16 protein-coding genes are annotated in these 16,165 nt (G+C 55.5%); 13 read left to right on the top strand and 3 right to left on the bottom strand.

The window, feature by feature from the left end:
• Positions 1 to 9: 9 nt before the first annotated feature.
• Together VA597_RS09510 and VA597_RS09515 are read right to left on the bottom strand one after the other, a co-directional pair.
• Positions 10 to 747, bottom strand: coding sequence for a TraX family protein (locus tag VA597_RS09510; RefSeq protein ID WP_326974497.1), 738 nt, complete (start codon positions 745 to 747; stop codon positions 10 to 12).
• Positions 748 to 751: 4 nt separating this feature from the next.
• Positions 752 to 2,692 (bottom strand): aconitate hydratase, encoded by a 1,941-nt coding sequence (locus tag VA597_RS09515; RefSeq protein ID WP_128742539.1) that lies wholly within the window; start codon positions 2,690 to 2,692, stop codon positions 752 to 754.
• Positions 2,693 to 2,945: 253 nt separating this feature from the next.
• Here VA597_RS09515 and VA597_RS09520 point away from each other — a divergent pair, with 253 nt between their 5' ends.
• From VA597_RS09520 to VA597_RS09535, 4 genes are all read left to right on the top strand, one after another.
• A complete protein-coding gene (locus VA597_RS09520) occupies positions 2,946 to 3,680 on the top strand; it encodes a ClpP family protease (protein WP_128742540.1) in 735 nt (244 codons plus the stop codon).
• Positions 3,681 to 3,937: 257 nt separating this feature from the next.
• Complete coding sequence (locus VA597_RS09525; protein WP_128744287.1) at positions 3,938 to 6,316, top strand: FtsK/SpoIIIE family DNA translocase; 2,379 nt, start codon at positions 3,938 to 3,940, stop codon at positions 6,314 to 6,316.
• Positions 6,313 to 7,248, top strand: a complete 936-nt coding sequence (locus tag VA597_RS09530) for a ComEC/Rec2 family competence protein (protein WP_128742541.1) — start codon at positions 6,313 to 6,315, stop codon at positions 7,246 to 7,248. The genes VA597_RS09525 and VA597_RS09530 overlap by 4 nt, the downstream gene beginning before the upstream one ends.
• 39 nt (positions 7,249 to 7,287) lie before the next feature.
• The gene (locus VA597_RS09535) at positions 7,288 to 7,485 is read left to right on the top strand and encodes a DUF3006 domain-containing protein (protein WP_128742542.1); all 198 of its coding nucleotides are present in this window, start codon (positions 7,288 to 7,290) and stop codon (positions 7,483 to 7,485) included.
• Between the two features lie 61 nt (positions 7,486 to 7,546).
• On the opposite strand, the gene VA597_RS09540 is transcribed toward VA597_RS09535, so the two are convergent.
• Positions 7,547 to 8,719 (bottom strand): FtsW/RodA/SpoVE family cell cycle protein, encoded by a 1,173-nt coding sequence (locus VA597_RS09540; RefSeq protein ID WP_128742543.1) that lies wholly within the window; start codon positions 8,717 to 8,719, stop codon positions 7,547 to 7,549.
• Between the two features lie 162 nt (positions 8,720 to 8,881).
• Here VA597_RS09540 and VA597_RS09545 point away from each other — a divergent pair, with 162 nt between their 5' ends.
• The 9 genes from VA597_RS09545 to VA597_RS09585 all read left to right on the top strand — a co-directional run bounded on the left by VA597_RS09545 (position 8,882) and on the right by VA597_RS09585 (position 16,133).
• Entirely contained in the window at positions 8,882 to 10,549 is a 1,668-nt protein-coding gene (locus tag VA597_RS09545; protein WP_326974498.1) for a formate--tetrahydrofolate ligase, read from the top strand.
• Between the two features lie 22 nt (positions 10,550 to 10,571).
• Positions 10,572 to 11,012 (top strand): tRNA (adenosine(37)-N6)-threonylcarbamoyltransferase complex ATPase subunit type 1 TsaE, encoded by a 441-nt coding sequence (gene tsaE, locus VA597_RS09550; protein ID WP_128742545.1) that lies wholly within the window; start codon positions 10,572 to 10,574, stop codon positions 11,010 to 11,012.
• Positions 10,993 to 11,703: a tRNA (adenosine(37)-N6)-threonylcarbamoyltransferase complex dimerization subunit type 1 TsaB gene (gene tsaB, locus VA597_RS09555; protein ID WP_128742546.1), complete on the top strand. Its 711-nt coding sequence runs from the start codon at positions 10,993 to 10,995 to the stop codon at positions 11,701 to 11,703. Before tsaE ends, tsaB begins: the two co-directional genes overlap by 20 nt.
• Entirely contained in the window at positions 11,700 to 12,143 is a 444-nt protein-coding gene (gene rpiB / locus VA597_RS09560) for a ribose 5-phosphate isomerase B (protein ID WP_128742547.1), read from the top strand. Before tsaB ends, rpiB begins: the two co-directional genes overlap by 4 nt.
• A gap of 25 nt (positions 12,144 to 12,168) precedes the next feature.
• Positions 12,169 to 12,801, top strand: coding sequence for a uracil phosphoribosyltransferase (upp, locus tag VA597_RS09565; RefSeq protein ID WP_128742548.1), 633 nt, complete (start codon positions 12,169 to 12,171; stop codon positions 12,799 to 12,801).
• 67 nt (positions 12,802 to 12,868) lie between these two features.
• On the top strand, positions 12,869 to 13,024 hold the full coding sequence (locus VA597_RS09570) for a hypothetical protein (RefSeq protein ID WP_243112475.1): 156 nt from the start codon (positions 12,869 to 12,871) through the stop codon (positions 13,022 to 13,024).
• Entirely contained in the window at positions 13,006 to 13,407 is a 402-nt protein-coding gene (locus tag VA597_RS09575) for a hypothetical protein (RefSeq protein ID WP_326974499.1), read from the top strand. The genes VA597_RS09570 and VA597_RS09575 overlap by 19 nt, the downstream gene beginning before the upstream one ends.
• A gap of 256 nt (positions 13,408 to 13,663) precedes the next feature.
• On the top strand, positions 13,664 to 14,074 hold the full coding sequence (locus tag VA597_RS09580; protein WP_128742549.1) for an RrF2 family transcriptional regulator: 411 nt from the start codon (positions 13,664 to 13,666) through the stop codon (positions 14,072 to 14,074).
• Positions 14,075 to 14,231: 157 nt separating this feature from the next.
• Positions 14,232 to 16,133 carry an acyl-CoA dehydrogenase family protein gene (locus VA597_RS09585; protein ID WP_128742550.1) on the top strand — a complete coding sequence of 634 codons (1,902 nt, stop codon included), beginning with the start codon at positions 14,232 to 14,234 and terminating at the stop codon, positions 16,131 to 16,133.
• The last annotated feature ends 32 nt before the right edge of the window (positions 16,134 to 16,165 follow it).

The raw sequence follows: 16,165 nt of genomic DNA on the forward strand, positions 1-16,165 counted from the left end.
AAGAACCTCCTATACTGCTAGATAAATCTTGAGCAATCCCAGCGCCAGCAAATGCGCCGGATAAAAAATGTAAAATGTCCATTTGGACGTCCGTCCGCCGCCACGCCGCCCGTTGTAAAGAATAAGGACCGGGAGACACAGCAGCACTCCAAATTGAAATAGCTGGCTGTAAATCGGGTAACCTTCAGAAACCGACAAAAAGGTCTCTGCCAAAACCATACTCACGGCCAGAATGGAAAACGACTGGATCTGCCGGGACAATTCTCCCCTGTTCTGCCAAAAGCTCAGTGCAAAAAGGATGTCGAAGAACATCCAATCTCCGGGAAGCGAGAGAAGGCACAACCCGAAAACCGCCAGGAATCTGAGTTTCCTGCTGTTTATCCTGTCACAGGCCCGAATGGCCAGAAGGCTTAAAAACAGCGTATAGATCACATTGAGGGTTTCCGAAGAATTCCCGCCCACGATAAATTGCAGCTTTCCCGTTTCAAACAATGTGAACGGAACCTGTGAAATCAGGGCAAAGGCACCGAGGCGAAACGCGTATTTTCGAAAGCTGTGCGTGTGCGCATATCCTTCCGCGAGGAAGAAGCACATGGTCGGCGCCGTAATCCTGCCCACGATGTGCATCAGCTGCCCCAGCGCGGAATACGTCGGCACAAACCCCCATGCGATATGATCGATCAGCATGGCGGCAATCGCAATCCATTTCACAGCGTTTGCCGTCAGTCCCCGCGCCGGCTGCTCCAAACCTTTACACCCTTTCGCTCCGCTCCCTTGTGTCGTTCAGCAGCCCGCCCGCCAGGACGATTCTGCGCTGACGTTCGCTGAGAACGGGCTTCGCGCGGAAAGAAGTCCCCTTCGTCCGATCGGCGACCGTGACAGATTCCCCATTGCGAACTGCCTGCCGGACATTTTTCAGTTCCAATTCATCCATCTGGTCGATTCCGTCATAATCCGCTTCGTTTTCAAAAACCAGGGGAAGAATTCCGGCGTTGACCAGATTGGCGCAGTGAATCCGGGCAAAGCTTTTTACGATGACGGCCCTGATCCCAAGGTACAGCGGGACCAGCGCGGCGTGTTCGCGCGAGGATCCCTGTCCGTAATTGGAGCCGCCTATGATGATCCCACCGCCGTTTTCCTTGCAGCGCCCGGCGAACGATTGATCACACACGGCGAAGCAGAATTGAGAAAGATAAGGAATATTCGACCGATAAGGCAATATTTTGGAACCTGCCGGCATAATGTGGTCCGTCGTGATATTGTCCCCCGCCTTCAGAATCGCTTTCGCGGAAACAGACTCCGGCAGCGGCTCCGCGACCGGCAATCCTTTAATGTTTGGCCCGCGGAGCACGGAAAGGTCCCTCGCCTCTTCTACGGAAACCGGCGGAATGATCATATTGTCGTTAATCTCAAAATGGTCCGGAAGCTCAACTTCCGGTTCCTTTCCCAGCGTTCTGGGGTCCGTCAGCACGCCCGCCAGCGCGGAAGCGGCCGCAGTTTCCGGCCCAACCAAGTAGATCTGGGCGTCGGCCGTTCCGGAACGCCCGAGAAAATTCCGGTTGAAAGTCCGCAGGGAAATCCCCGCCGAATTCGGGGACTGGCCCATGCCGATGCAGGGGCCGCAGGCACATTCCAGAATTCTGGCCCCCGCACCGGCCAGGTCGGCGAGCGCGCCGTTTTCGGCAAGCATGCTGTAAACCTGCCGGGAACCGGGGGCGATGGCAAGGCTGACGCCGGGGCTGATCGTCTTCCCCTTTAAAATGGAGGCCACGCGCATCATGTCGCGCAGCGAGGAATTCGTGCAGGAACCGATGCAGACCTGATCGACCGCAATCGGTCCGATCTCCCGAACCGGCCTGACCGCATCCGGGCTGTGAGGGCACGCAGCCAGGGGCTCGACGGAAGAAAGGTCGATTTCAATCGTCTCGTTGTAAACGGCATCCGGATCCGGGGCAAGTTCCGTCCAGCCGCTCTCCCTGCCCTGCGCCTTTAAAAATTCACGGGTGACTTCATCGGACGGGAAGATGGAAGTCGTGGCGCCGAGTTCGGCACCCATATTTGTAATTGTCGCGCGCTCCGGAACAGTCAGGGTTTTGACCCCCGCACCGGCATATTCCAGTATTTTCCCAACCCCGCCTTTGACGGAAAGACGCCGAAGGACCTCCAAGATGACGTCCTTGGCGCTGACCCATGGAGAGAGGGAACCTGTCAGAACCACCCGCAGAATCTCCGGCATCGTTATGTAATACGGGCCTCCGCCCATCGCAACGGCAACGTCAAGTCCGCCGGCACCGATGGCAAGCATGCCGATGCCGCCCCCGGTCGGGGTATGGCTGTCGGAACCGATCAGGGTTTTCCCCGGAACGCCGAACCGCTCCAGGTGGACCTGATGGCAAATTCCGTTTCCCGGCCTCGAGTAATAGATGCCATATTTTTTCGCGGCCGACTGAATGAAACGGTGATCATCCGCATTTTCAAACCCGGTCTGCAGCGTGTTGTGATCGACATAGGCAACGGAACGCTCCGTTCGCACGCGGGGGATGCCCATGGCCTCAAATTCAATGTAAGCCATCGTACCAGTGGCATCCTGCGTTAGAGTCTGATCGATCTTGAGGCCGATTTCGCTGCCGACGTTCATTGATCCGCTGACAAGGTGTTTTTTAATGATTTTCTGGGACAGTGTCAAACCCATATCGGAGTCCTCTCTTCATTTCGAATCGTCCGCGTTGAAAACCTGCAAACGTATAAACAAAACCATTATGTAATAAAAATCGATGCTTGTCAATCAATTAACGTTTTATTGAGAATTTTTTTTTCAATTTAATTGAATTTGTTGATGAAAATGGCAACAAATGCTATAATATCAATGAATTGGCGGGCGCGGCCGTCCGGCATGTATGTTATGCGCTTCCGCAGGCAAACTAAGCCTTGTTGGAGGTGCCGTTATGAGCGAAGAAGAAAATAAAGAGGAAAGAACGAACCAGTCCATGGACCGCATTGTGGATTCCGGTTCCATCATCACGGGGGATGGCAAGCATCTGATCCAGTGCATGACCATCATCGGACAAATCGAGGGGCACACCGTTCTCCCCTCTCAGAATAAGACGACAAAATATGAGCACGTAATCCCCCAATTGGTTGCGATTGAGGAAGACAGGCAGATTGAAGGCCTGCTGATCCTGCTGAACACCGTTGGCGGCGACGTGGAAGCCGGGCTTGCCATCGCGGAGCTGATTGCGGGAATGGAAAAACCAACCGTGTCCGTCGTTTTGGGCGGAGGGCATTCCATCGGGGTCCCTCTCGCCGTCGCGGCGAAGCATTCGTTTATCGTTCCAAGCGCAACCATGACGCTGCATCCCGTGCGGATGAACGGCCTGACCCTTGGTGTTCCTCAGACGCTGGACTATTTTGAACGGATGCAAAAAAGGATTACGAAATTTATCACCGCTCATTCCAAAATTTCAGCCGAGCGCCTTACGGAGCTTTCGATGAACACGGAGGAGCTCGTACTGGACATCGGCTCCGTTCTGGAGGGAATGGACGCAGTCAGGGAAGGGCTGATCGATTCCCTCGGAAGCCTGTCGGATGCGATCGAATGCCTTTATGAAATGATTGACGAGAAAAAGAAGAAAAACAAAAAGAAAGCTCCGGTGCCGCAAAAACCAGTGAAATCGAAATAATCGATCCCGTATTTTGGACGGCCTTGCCGCCGTCCCTACATAGAGAAGGCGAAATCACCGCTTCGGATTGATCCTTTTTGCCGGGAACACAGTTACAAAGCCGCATCCCGCCGGTCTTACAGCTCGAATACACTGAACTTTAACGGATAGAGGTGTGCCGTTTGGCAAATAAAAAATTGAATCGGAACAACCGGAAAGCTGCAAAAAAGGCACGGTCAGGTGCCGCACCCTCCGCGAAAGACGCCGCTTCCGCGGCAATGCGGAACGCACAGGCAAATAAACAGCGAAACCAGATCAGCGCCGTGATCCTGTTCGCCTGCTCCATTCTGATGTTCTGCCTGGTCCTGATCAGCGGCGACCACGTATGGCGGTGGTTTCACAATATTCTTCTCGGCCTGTTCGGCAGTTGGGCCATTCTTTGGCCGATCCTGCTCCTGTACATATCGATTATCACCGCTCTGGAGCGCCAGGGGGCGCACACCGGCGGCAAGCTGATTCTGATGATCGTGATCATCGCGCTCTTTTGCGCTTCGGCCTATATTTTTTCCGTCAGCGGCAATGTGACCCTTCATTCTTTCTGGGCCAGTCTTGTGAACCTTTATACGGAGGGCACGGAGCACGCCGGCTCCGGATTCTTCAGCGGCCTTCTCGGAATCCCGATCGTCGCCGCGCTCGGGCCGCTGGGAGCGAAAATCGTCATTCTGCTTTTGCTTTTCGTCGCCGTCATGATTCTTACGGGGACAAGCCTGATCCAGCTTTTCCGGACGGTTGCAAAACCAGCCGGAATGGTAAAAACCGGTTTTGATTCCGCCCGTGAAAAAAGGATCGAACGCAACCGTGAAAACCTTGACATCGATATCGCGCTGGACGGCGAGGAGCTTCCCCCTCACCCGGTCCGCTCTGCCGGAAAAAAGCCGGCTCAGAAAAATGAAAAGCTGGAACACCTGGAAAAACTGTTTTCTGTCGGCGAAGCGCGGACCTCAACGCCGGCCTCGGCGGGAATGCCCGATCCTCCTGCGCCTCCCCAGGCGGAAAAAGAACCTGATTCCCCCGTCAAATCCGAATCAGCACCCGCGGCGCAAAAAAGCGCCCCGGAAAAACCTGTTCCTTTTTCCAACGATCCGCCGCAGGACGGCGAATATCATTTTCCGCCCGTTTCCATGTTGGAAACGACGCATGAACTGAGCGAACAGGAAGCGATCAGCGAAATCCAGACCAACGGGCGCATGCTGGTCGACACGCTGCAAAGTTTCGGCGTCCAGACTTCCTTTGTCGGCTACAGCCGCGGTCCCGCCGTCACCCGCTATGAGCTGCAGCCCGCCAGCGGGGTGAAAATCAGCAAGATCACCAACCTCTCCGACGATCTCTCCATGAATCTCGCCACGGCGGGAATCCGTATCGAAGCGCCTATTCCGGGCAAGGCGGCAGTCGGGATTGAAGTTCCAAATAAGAAAAACACTGTTGTGCGCATGCGGGAGCTGGTTGAAAGCAACAGCTTCACCGCAGCGAAAAGCCGTCTGACCGTCGCCCTCGGACGCGACATCGCGGGCGGCGTCGCCGTCGCCGACCTTTCCAAAATGCCCCACCTGCTGATTGCGGGCGCCACGGGCTCCGGAAAATCGGTCTGCATCAACTCCATGATTATCAGCCTGCTCTACAAATCCTCCCCGGAGGACGTCCGCTTTCTGATGATCGACCCGAAGGTTGTGGAGCTCGGCGTCTACAACGGCATTCCCCACCTCTTGGTCCCCGTCGTCACCGATCCCCGCAAGGCCGCGGGAGCGCTGAGCTGGGCAGTCAGCGAAATGCTGAAACGGTACAAAATTTTCGCATCGTACAATGTCCGCGACCTGTCCGCTTACAATTCGCTCGCAGCCCACCGCAGCTACAAGGATGACGACGGCCAGCCGATGGAGCACATGCCGCAGATCGTGATCATCATCGACGAGCTCGCCGACCTGATGATGGCCGCGCCGAACGAGGTGGAAGACTCCATCTGCCGTCTAGCGCAAATGGCGCGTGCCGCCGGGATGCATCTGGTCATCGCCACCCAGCGGCCGTCGGTGGACGTCATCACGGGCATTATCAAGGCGAATATCCCCAGCCGCATCGCCTTCGCGGTCTCCTCTCAGGTGGATTCCCGCACCATTCTGGATATGGGCGGCGCCGAAAAGCTCCTGGGGCGCGGTGACATGCTCTTCTCCCCCGTCGGCTCTCAGAAACCGATCCGGATTCAGGGGTGCTTTGTCAGCGACAGCGAAATCGAATCCATCGCCGGATTCGTGAAAAAGGCGCAGGAAGCGGATTATAATGAAAACATCGCCGAGGAAATCGAGCGCAATGCGGCGGCAGAAAAAGGCGATTCTTCTTCCGGCGAACCGGAGGAAAGCGGCGACCCGATGATGCCGGACGCCATCAAATGCATCGTGGAAGCCGGACAGGCCTCCACTTCCCTGCTTCAGCGCCGTCTGCGGCTGGGGTACGCGCGCGCCGGACGGCTGATCGACGAAATGGAGCAGATGGGCGTCATCGGTCCGCGGGACGGCTCCAAACCACGCCAAGTGCTGATTACCTACCAGCAATGGCTTGAGATGAACATGCAGAAGTCCGACGCGGAACAGGAAACCGGTTCATGACCGCCATGCGTCCTTTCCGCATCAAACACAGACTCGGGCGCGCCGCGGCGGCAGTTCTTCTGATCGGGGCCCTGGCCGCGTCCGCGCTTCCCTTTGGGGCTTCCTCCATTTGGAATCAGGTGCTTTCCCTTTTCGGGATCGGCAGTTTCTCTTCCTGCGCCGACAGTTGGCCGGTATCCGTCCATGTCCTGGACGTCGGAAAAGCGGACAGCATTCTGATCGAATGCGAAGGACACAGGATGCTGGTGGACGGCGGTACGCCGGAAAATGGGAAAAGCGTTGTCAGGTACTTGGCGCAGCGCGAAACCTCGAAATTGGAATATGTTGTCAACACGCATCCGGATGAAGATCATATCGGCGGTCTAAAATATGTTGTGGAGCGTTTTCCGGTCGGACACTATCTGACAACGAAAGTCAGAACGGATCTTCTGCCGGAGGATTCCGCCTATCTCGGTACGATGGAGGCGCTGCGGCAAAAGAAAATTTCCGAAGAGATATCAAAAGCCGGGGATAAATTCCCGCTGGGCGGCATGGACGTCCGGGTGCTGGGTCCGGTCGTCCCCGGCGACAGCACCAACAACAGTTCCCTTGTGCTCCTTCTGCGCTACCGCAACGTCCGAATCCTATTGATGGGCGACGCGGAAAAGGAGGAAGAACAGAGCCTGATCGACGCGGGAGCGGACCTTTCCGCCGACATCCTGAAAGTGGGGCACCACGGCAGCAGCACATCGACCACCGCCGAATTTTTAAACGCGGTCCGGCCTGAATACGCGGCGATTTCGGTCGGGTACGACCGGAACAAGCTTCCGAGACAGGACGTGCTGGAACGGCTGTACCGCGCCGGAATCAAAACTTACCGGACCGACGTCAGCGGAACGGTCATTTTTCTCACCGACGGAAAAACAATTTCCGTAAAGACAGAAAAAGGATAAAGAAAATCATTCCGATTCATTATTAGGAGAGTGGCTTTCATGAAAACAATGACCATCAGCCGTATGGAAGGCATCTATGCGATCTGCGAGGATGAAAACCAGAAGTTTTACGCCATAGAAATTTCCGAACTGCCAAAAGGAGCCTCCGCCGGCGACGTTTTACAGGTGGACGATGTGGAGGGAACTTTGACGGTCGACCAGGAAGCCACCATGGCCAGAAGAAAAAAGAAAAAATAATTCGAGAGCAGCTCCGCAGACTCCAAATCCTTCGGAACTGCTCTCGAATTTTTAAAATATCTTATGAAATATTCCTTCGTTTCAAAACAACCTTATCCGTATTGACGCGGTGCATAAAGACATTCAAAACCAGGCCGAATCCAAAATAAAGGCAGACGGCGGAAGAACCGCCGTAGCTGAAAAACGGCAGAGTCACACCCATGACGGGCAAAAGGTCCAGACACATCCCCAGATTGAAAACGGCCTGCGCCGCAATCATGCCGAAAAAGCCCATGCAAATGCTGCTGCCAAGAAGATCCGTCGTTTTGCGGGAAACCCTCAGCGTGTGCAGAAGGTAAATCAGAATCAGGAGCAGAATCGCCGCGCAGCCGATGAATCCAAGCTGTTCCCCGGCGACGGCAAAGATGAAATCGCTCTGCTGGACCGGAACCGCCGAGTGGTTGACCCGCGGACTCTGAAACAAACCGCGCCCCCACAGCCCGCCGCTTCCGATGGAAAGACGGCCTTGAATCTGCTGGTAAGCGTACTGCAAAGCCGCGTTCGGGTCGGAATCCAGCCGGTAAGTGATCAGCAGCCGCTCCTTCTGGTAATCCTTCACGACGTATTTCCACGCAAGCGGAAACGCAACCCCGATCGCGGCGAACAGCGCCGCAAAATACCGCAGCTGGATGCCCGCCCCGAACGCCATGGCGAGGAACATGCAGAAAAAGATGACCGCGCCTCCGTCGTCCCCCTGGTTGTGGACCAGAACGACAGGGATCATGGCGTGAAGAGCAAGCAGGACAACATGGAGCGGAGACTTGAGAAGCCCTCGCTCCTCCAAAGCGGAAAGGTGCTTGGAAAAAGTCAGGATAAATCCGATTTTGACCAGCTCGCTCGGCTGGAACGTCAGGCCGCCCGGCAGGGAGATCCACGCCTTGGCATTCACGCCCCCGCTGTTGACGACGGCGGACCCGAAAATCTGTGTATAGATAATTAAAAACAAACAAAATCCGGCAACCACATACCAGAAATTGCAGATTTCCCTGTAATCGATCAAAGAAAAAAGCACCGCTCCGATCAGACCGCCGACGACCGCCACCAGCATGGTGGTAAAATACCCCATGGTCCTTCCTTCGGGATTGGGAACAGTCCTCATCAGCAGCAGGCTGTAGGAGGAAATCAGCAGCATATAAAGCCAGTAAAGCTTGTCCGTCCGTCTGATGTAATTCGAGATAGATTTCAGTACACGCATTGTTTCTCCTCTTTAGAACATCCACATCTTACGATAGTTTATTATATGATACCTGGCACAAACTTGCAAGGCATCCGGAATAATAACCGCAAGGGATTTCCTATCCGCTCGAATTGTGTTATAATTTTGATCAAGATACATGATGTATGAGGAGAAATGCCAATGCTCACGGACATAGAAATTGCACAGCGGGTACAGCCGAAACCGATCCGGCAGATTGCGGAAGCCGTCGGAATTCGGGAAGAAGAGCTGGAGCCCTACGGAAGATTCAAGGCGAAGCTGAACGATTCCCTGTACCGAAGAATCTCGGACCGGAAAGACGGAAAACTGATTCTGGTGACTGCCATCAATCCCACTCCGGCCGGCGAGGGAAAAACGACGACCGCCATCGGCCTGGGCGACGCACTGAGAAGGATCGGAAAAAAGGCCGTCATCGCCCTGCGGGAACCTTCTCTCGGACCGGTTTTCGGAATCAAGGGCGGCGCCACGGGAGGCGGATACGCCCAGGTGATCCCAATGGAGGACATCAACCTCCATTTTACCGGGGATTTTCACGCGATCACCTCAGCCAACAATCTTCTCTGCGCAATGCTGGATAACCATATTCAGCAGGGAAACGCGCTAAATATTGATCCGCGCAGAGTTCTGATCCAACGCTGTATGGATATGAACGACCGCCAGCTTCGCGGCATTGTCTGCGGGCTTGGGGGAAAACAGAACGGCGTTCCGCGGGAAGACGGCTTCTGCATTACGGTCGCGACGGAGGTCATGGCGATTTTCTGTCTTACCAAAGACCTGAGCGATCTGAAGAAAAGGCTCGGAAGAATTCTGGTCGCCTACAGCACGGACGGCGAACCGGTTTACGCGCATCAGTTAAAAGCGGAAGGCGCCATGACGGCTTTGCTGAAGGATGCCGTTCAACCGAACCTGGTGCAAACGCTGGAAGGGACTCCCGCGCTGATCCACGGCGGACCGTTCGCGAATATCGCACACGGATGCAACTCCGTCCGTGCGACGCGCTATGCCCTGAAGCTGGCTGATTACTGCGTGACGGAAGCCGGCTTCGGTTCCGACCTCGGCGCGGAAAAATTTATGGACATCAACTGCCGTCTTGGCGGATTCAGGCCGGACGCGGCGGTCCTTGTTGCGACCGCGCGCGCCCTAAAATACAACGGCGGCGTGCCAAAAGCGGAAACCGGAAGGGAAAACCCGACCGCCCTGCGGGCGGGAATTGAAAATCTTGGCGCGCATATTGCCGGACTGAAAAAATACGGCGTGCCTATCGTGGTGGCGATCAACCGCTTTGAAAGCGACTCTGAGGAAGAGCTTGCCCTGATCGAACAATACTGCCATGAAAACGGAGCGGACTTTGCCCTTTCCGAAGTGTTTTCAAAAGGCGGCGAGGGCGGAACGGAACTGGCAAGGAAGGTCTGTGAGGCCGTGGACCGGAAGTCCGGCGTCCGGCTTCTCTATGCCGACGACGCCCCGATCTCGGAAAAAATTGAAACCGTGGCAAGAGAGATTTACGGCGCGGACGGGGTAACCTATTCGCAGCAGGCTCTTCGTTCGCTGGGGGAAATCGAATCGCTCGGCGGCAGTCAATTGCCCGTCTGCATTGCCAAGACGCAGTATTCCCTCTCGGACGATCCGAAGCTGCTCGGCAGGCCAAAGGGCTTTCGAATCGCCATCCGCGACGCAAAGCTGAACAGCGGGGCCGGGTTTGTCGTCGCGTACGCGGGCAATATCCTGACGATGCCGGGCCTGCCCTCCCATCCAGCCGCGGAGCAGATCGACGTGGATGAGAGCGGCAAAATCTCCGGACTGTTTTAAGACGTCCACGAAAGGTGATTCGATGCGGGAATATAGGACCTCCTCCCCGGAGGAAACCGAGGTGCTTGGGGAGCGGATCGCGGCTACCTTGAAAGGCGGAGAAGTCCTTGCGCTGTTCGGTGGCATGGGGATGGGAAAAACCGCCCTGACCCGCGGCATCGCCAGGGGACTTGGAATCCCAGAGGGCGTTTCCAGCCCGACGTTCGCCCTGGTCCACGAGTACCGGGGACGTCTGACCGTATATCATTTCGATATGTACCGCGTCACGAGTTGGGACGACCTTGCCTCCACCGGATTTTTTGACGATCTGGATACCGGCGCGGTCCTTGTGGTGGAATGGAGCGAAAACATTGAAAACGCGCTTCCTCCCGAATCGATCCGGATTCATCTCAGCCGGGGCGAAACGGAAAACGAACGCGTGATTGCCGTTGAGGGGATATGGGATGAAAATACTGGCGATTGATTCTTCAGCAATAACCGCCTCCGCCGCTTTGACGGAAGATGGAAAGATCCTGGGCGAATATTTTTTAAACACGGGACTGACACACAGCGAAACGCTGATGCCGATGATTGAAAGCGTCCTGCGCCGCGTCAAGGTCCGTCTTTCGGACATCGGACTGTTTGCCGTTTCGTCCGGACCCGGCTCTTTCACCGGGATCCGGATCGGAATCGCAAGCATCAAAGGACTGGCCATGCCGTTTCAGACACCCTGCGCGGGAGTTTCCACGCTCGAGGCCATCGCCCACAATCTGGAACATATTGACTGCCTGGTCTGCGCCGTCATGGACGCCCGGTGCGGGCAGGTTTACAACGCTCTTTTCCGCGCCCGGCAGGGCCGCCTCGAGAGGCTGACTCCCGACCGGGCCATCTCGATCAAAGACCTGGCGGAGGAATGCGGGACCATGGACGGACCGCTTTACCTTGCCGGCGACGGAGCGAAGCTCTGCGCGAAAGCGGAGCCTTTTCAAACAATCGGCGCCGTCCTGCCGCCGGAACCGCTGATTTACCAGAGGGCCTGGGGGGTGGCAAAAACCGCCGAACAAGCGGCTCGGGAACACCGGACGGTCTCCCCCGCTGCGTTGATGCCGTTCTATCTCCGCCCGGCACAGGCCGAGCGTTCCTTAAAAAAACAACTTGGAGGGAAACAAGAATGATTGCATTGGGAGCTGACCACGGGGGCTTCACTCTGAAAGAGGCCATCCGGCACTATCTCGACTCGGAAAAAATCGCATACCGGGATTTCGGCACATTCGATCAAAACTCGGTCGACTATCCGCCGATCGCCGCTCAGGTCGCCCATTTCATCGCGGACGGCAGCGCCGAGCTGGGAATCCTGTGCTGCGGCACGGGAATCGGCATGAGCATCGCCGCCAATAAAGTGAAAGGCATCCGCGCCGCCGTCTGCACCGACGCCTACTGCGCGGAAATCACACGCCACCACAACAACGCCAATATTCTCTGTCTGGGCGGCAGGGTCATCAGCGAAGATCAGGCGGTCGAATTTGCAAAGCTGTTTCTGAACACTTCGTTCGACGGCGGCCGCCATCAGCGCCGGGTTGATGAAATCTCTGACATCGAGCAGGGCAGGCTTTAAAGCAATTTAAATGGAGGACGTCAAAATGGAAAAACAGGTATTGATTATGGACCATCCGCTGATTCAGCACAAACTGACTTATCTGAGGGATAAAAACACAGGGTCCAAGGATTTCCGCCAGCTGGTCAGCGAAATCGCGATGCTCCTCTGCTATGAGGCGACACGCGATCTCCCACTGGAGGAAACAACCGTGGAAACCCCGGTCGCCACCGCCAAAACCAAAGTGATCGAAGGCCGAAAACTGGCTTTTGTCCCGATTCTGCGCGCCGGTCTGGGAATGGTGGACGGTGTGCTTCAGCTGGTTCCGGCGGCAAAGGTCGGCCATATCGGGCTGTACCGCGACCCCAAAACGCTGAAGCCCGTCGAATATTACAGCAAGCTCCCCTGCGACATAGACCAGCGCGACGTGATTGTTCTGGACCCGATGCTTGCGACCGGAGGTTCCTCCGTCGATGCGATTTCCATTATCAAACGCAGCAATCCGAAAAGCATCAAGTTCATGTGCATCATTGCCGCGCCGGAGGGAATCAAAGCCCTGACAAAGTCCCATCCAGACGTTCAGCTTTACTGCGCCGCGGTAGACGACCATCTGAATGAACACGGTTACATCGTTCCCGGGCTGGGCGACGCGGGAGACCGTATTTTCGGTACACTCTGAGCGGAGAAACCGCATCTTTTCAAAGCCGGACAGATTCTTTGCCGGCCGGCTTGGCAAGGAGTAAAAAATGTTTGAGTACTATCCGGAAGGCTGGATGATCGACACGCCTGAGAACCGCGCGGCAACACAAAGTATCTCCGCGGTCAACGACGTCTGCCGGGACGGTCGGATTCTGGAGGGACGCGCGATCGTTTTACGGCCGGAATGGATATCCGCGCGGTGATCAAATCCGCGGAAAGCAATCGGATCACTTTAAGCCACAAGGAGCTTCTGGGGAACTGGGAAGAAAATGCCGCCATGCTTTCCGCCGGGGAAACGGTCGCAGGGATCGTTCGTTCCGTGGAGCCCCCGAAATTTTTGTGGAGCTTACGCGCAAACCTCACCGGGCTTGCGAAAATAAAGGAGGATGTTTTCCCCGGCCAGCAAGCGAGCGTTTACATAAAAAGCATTCTCCCGGCCCGTATGAAAGTGAGTCTGGCGATCATTGATACATTCGACTTTTCATACCGGCCTTCCGCTCCGAAATACTTTTTCAGCGGGAAGCACATGGACCGCTTCGTCTATTCCCCTCCTGAAAGCGGAAAAGAGATCACGGTGGATTTTTAAGAGCCGCTTATCATGATTCGCGCATGCGGGACGGTAAGCCGTCCTCTTTTTCCGCTTCCTCCCATATGACAAAACACTGCAAAGAACGCCGCTGGAATTGAAATTCCGACGGCGTTCTTTCCGTACCCGGAGGAGAGGCGACGACTTTCTCATTCGTGTTTTTTTAATTTTAGCAAATTTTTACAGAATCATACTTGACAAAGTTTATCCAGAATGATATATTATAAATATCATAAAACAATTTGGAGGAAGCAATGTGCTAATTACACGGGAAACGGACTATGCCATACGAATTCTCCGCGCACTCGCCGGCGAAACGCAAATCACGACCGCCGAAATCTGCAAGAAAGAGTTGCTTCCGCAGCAGTTTGCGTATAAGATTCTGAAAAAACTGCAAAAGAGCGGGCTTGTCAGTGTCACCCGAGGAAAAGACGGAGGATGCCGCCTGATAGGAGATCTCCGAAAAGTAAGCCTCTACGATCTGATGGAGATTACGGATTCCGACAAATCCGTCAGCGCCTGCACCCAGCCCGGATTTCCCTGCGCGTGGCGTCAAAAATACGGCAAGCCGTGCAAGGTTCATCAGCATCTGCAGCGGCTGCAGGACAGGCTGGATCAGGAATTAAAGGCGGTTTTGCTTTCTGAAATCTTATCTGACTGCGATTGAGCAATTTAAAATCGCCTGAAATTTTTCAGGCATTAAAGTGGATAGACATTGTCAAGCATAGTTTCGGCCAATTTCCATCCGGAATTCAGCATCCAGACATGATCGGGGCTGAATTTCATAAAAATACAACACAATCATGATTTAAGGAGGCAGTTGAATGTTTTTCAAAACTACGGAAGAACAGGAAGCATTTCGCGCAGAAATCCGCGAGTTCGCGGAGTCTGAAATCAAGCCCCTGACATCCGCTCTTGACGAGGAAAACCGGTTTCCGGCGGAGATTGTCCAAAAGATGGGCGAACTGGGATGGATGGGCGTCCCCTACCCCAAAGAATACGGCGGCATGGGACTTGACATCACCAGCTACGCCATCGCCGTGGAGGAGCTTTCCCGGGTTGACGGCGGTACCGGCGTCATCCTGTCGGCCCACGTTTCGCTCGGCTCCTGGCCGATCTTCGCCTATGGCACGGAAGAACAGAAACAAAAATATCTGGTTCCTCTGGCAAAAGGTGAAAAACTGGGCGCATTCGGCCTGACGGAATCAAATGCCGGGAGCGACGCCAGCGGGACGGAAACCATCGCGGTGCGCGACGGAGACGATTACATGCTCAACGGCGGAAAAATCTTTATCACCAACGCCGACATTGCCGACACCTACGTTGTCTTTGCCGTCACGACCCCCGACATCGGCTCGCACGGCATCAGCGCTTTCATTGTGGAGAAGGGCTGGAAAGGGTTCACGTTCGGCGAGCATTACAACAAAATGGGAATCCGCTCCTCCTCCACCGCCGAGCTGATTTTTAACGACGTCAGAGTTCCAAAGGAAAACCTTCTTGGGAAAGAAGGAGACGGATTTAAAATCGCCATGTCCACTCTGGACGGAGGCAGGATCGGAATTGCCTCCCAGGCGCTGGGCATCGCCCAGGGCGCCTATGAGAGCGCGCTGGACTACTCCAAGGACCGGATTCAGTTCGGGCGGCCGATCGCCCAGCAGCAAAGCATCGCCTTCAAGCTGGCGGACATGGCGACTAAGCTCCGCGCGGCGCGCTTCCTGGTGTACAGCGCGGCGGAGCTCAAGGAAAACCATGAGCCTTACGGGATGGAATCGGCGATGGCAAAGCAGTACGCTTCCGACAGCGCGCTGGAGATCGTCAACGACGCGCTTCAGATCTACGGCGGCAGCGGCTACATCAAGGGCATCGACGTGGAGCGCGCGTATCGCGACGCAAAGATCTGCACCATCTACGAAGGAACCAATGAAATCCAAAGAGTCGTCATCGCCTCCCATATCATCGGCCGGATGCCGAAGGAAGCCGCGACCGCAAAGCAGCACGGACCGGTCACCGGCGTTCGCAAGAAGATGATCTTCAAGGAAGGGACCGCGAAGGACCAGGTCAACGCTCTGGTCGAATCCCTGAAAGCGGACGGGTACGACTTTACGGTCGGGATCAACATCGATACGCCGATCGTCAAAGCGGAGCGCGTGGTCAGCGCCGGCCGCGGAATCGGAGACAAAAAGAACATGGAGCTCGTCAGGGCTCTCGCCGTTCAGGCCGGCGCCGCCGTCGGTTCTTCCCGCCCGGTTGCCGAGACCCTGCACTATGTGCCTTTAAACCGCTATGTCGGCATGTCCGGCCAGAAATTCAGCGGCAACCTTTATATCGCGTGCGGCATTTCAGGCGCCGGACAGCATCTGAAAGGCATCAAGGATGCGACGACCATCGTCGCGATCAACACGAATCCCAACGCGCCGATTTTCAAAAACTGCGATTACGGCATCGTCGGGGACGTCTTGGAAATCCTCCCGCTGCTGACGGCTGCGCTGGACAACGGAGAGGCGAAACAGCCGGCGCCTCCGATGAAGAAGATGAAGCGCGCCATGCCCAGGAAGATCAAGCACGACTGGAAGCATTATGTCTGCAACGGCTGCGGCTACGAGTACGACCCCGCTGTCGGAGATCCGGAGAGCGATATCCAGCCGGGCACGCTGTTCGAGGCGCTTCCCGAAGAATGGATCTGCCCGGAATGCGGCGAAGAAAAAGAGAATTTCATTGAAGCGTAGGTTCCTGTTTCAAGAAAAGATATGACTGCCGA

This window comes from Caproicibacter sp. BJN0012 (genome assembly GCF_035986805.1).
Lineage (GTDB): Bacteria > Bacillota > Clostridia > Oscillospirales > Acutalibacteraceae > Caproicibacter.

Excerpts from the sequence above, each read along its gene's own strand:
- VA597_RS09515 (WP_128742539.1), bottom strand. The coding sequence starts at position 2,692 with ATGGGTTTGACACTGTCCCAGAAAATCATTAAAAAACACCTTGTCAGC.
- VA597_RS09520 (WP_128742540.1), top strand. The coding sequence starts at position 2,946 with ATGAGCGAAGAAGAAAATAAAGAGGAAAGAACGAACCAGTCCATGGAC.
- VA597_RS09525 (WP_128744287.1), top strand. The coding sequence starts at position 3,938 with ATGCGGAACGCACAGGCAAATAAACAGCGAAACCAGATCAGCGCCGTG.
- VA597_RS09530 (WP_128742541.1), top strand. The coding sequence starts at position 6,313 with ATGACCGCCATGCGTCCTTTCCGCATCAAACACAGACTCGGGCGCGCC.
- VA597_RS09535 (WP_128742542.1), top strand. The coding sequence starts at position 7,288 with ATGAAAACAATGACCATCAGCCGTATGGAAGGCATCTATGCGATCTGC.
- VA597_RS09540 (WP_128742543.1), bottom strand. The coding sequence starts at position 8,719 with ATGCGTGTACTGAAATCTATCTCGAATTACATCAGACGGACGGACAAG.
- VA597_RS09545 (WP_326974498.1), top strand. The coding sequence starts at position 8,882 with ATGCTCACGGACATAGAAATTGCACAGCGGGTACAGCCGAAACCGATC.
- tsaE (WP_128742545.1), top strand. The coding sequence starts at position 10,572 with ATGCGGGAATATAGGACCTCCTCCCCGGAGGAAACCGAGGTGCTTGGG.
- tsaB (WP_128742546.1), top strand. The coding sequence starts at position 10,993 with ATGAAAATACTGGCGATTGATTCTTCAGCAATAACCGCCTCCGCCGCT.
- rpiB (WP_128742547.1), top strand. The coding sequence starts at position 11,700 with ATGATTGCATTGGGAGCTGACCACGGGGGCTTCACTCTGAAAGAGGCC.
- upp (WP_128742548.1), top strand. The coding sequence starts at position 12,169 with ATGGAAAAACAGGTATTGATTATGGACCATCCGCTGATTCAGCACAAA.
- VA597_RS09570 (WP_243112475.1), top strand. The coding sequence starts at position 12,869 with ATGTTTGAGTACTATCCGGAAGGCTGGATGATCGACACGCCTGAGAAC.
- VA597_RS09575 (WP_326974499.1), top strand. The coding sequence starts at position 13,006 with ATGGATATCCGCGCGGTGATCAAATCCGCGGAAAGCAATCGGATCACT.
- VA597_RS09585 (WP_128742550.1), top strand. The coding sequence starts at position 14,232 with ATGTTTTTCAAAACTACGGAAGAACAGGAAGCATTTCGCGCAGAAATC.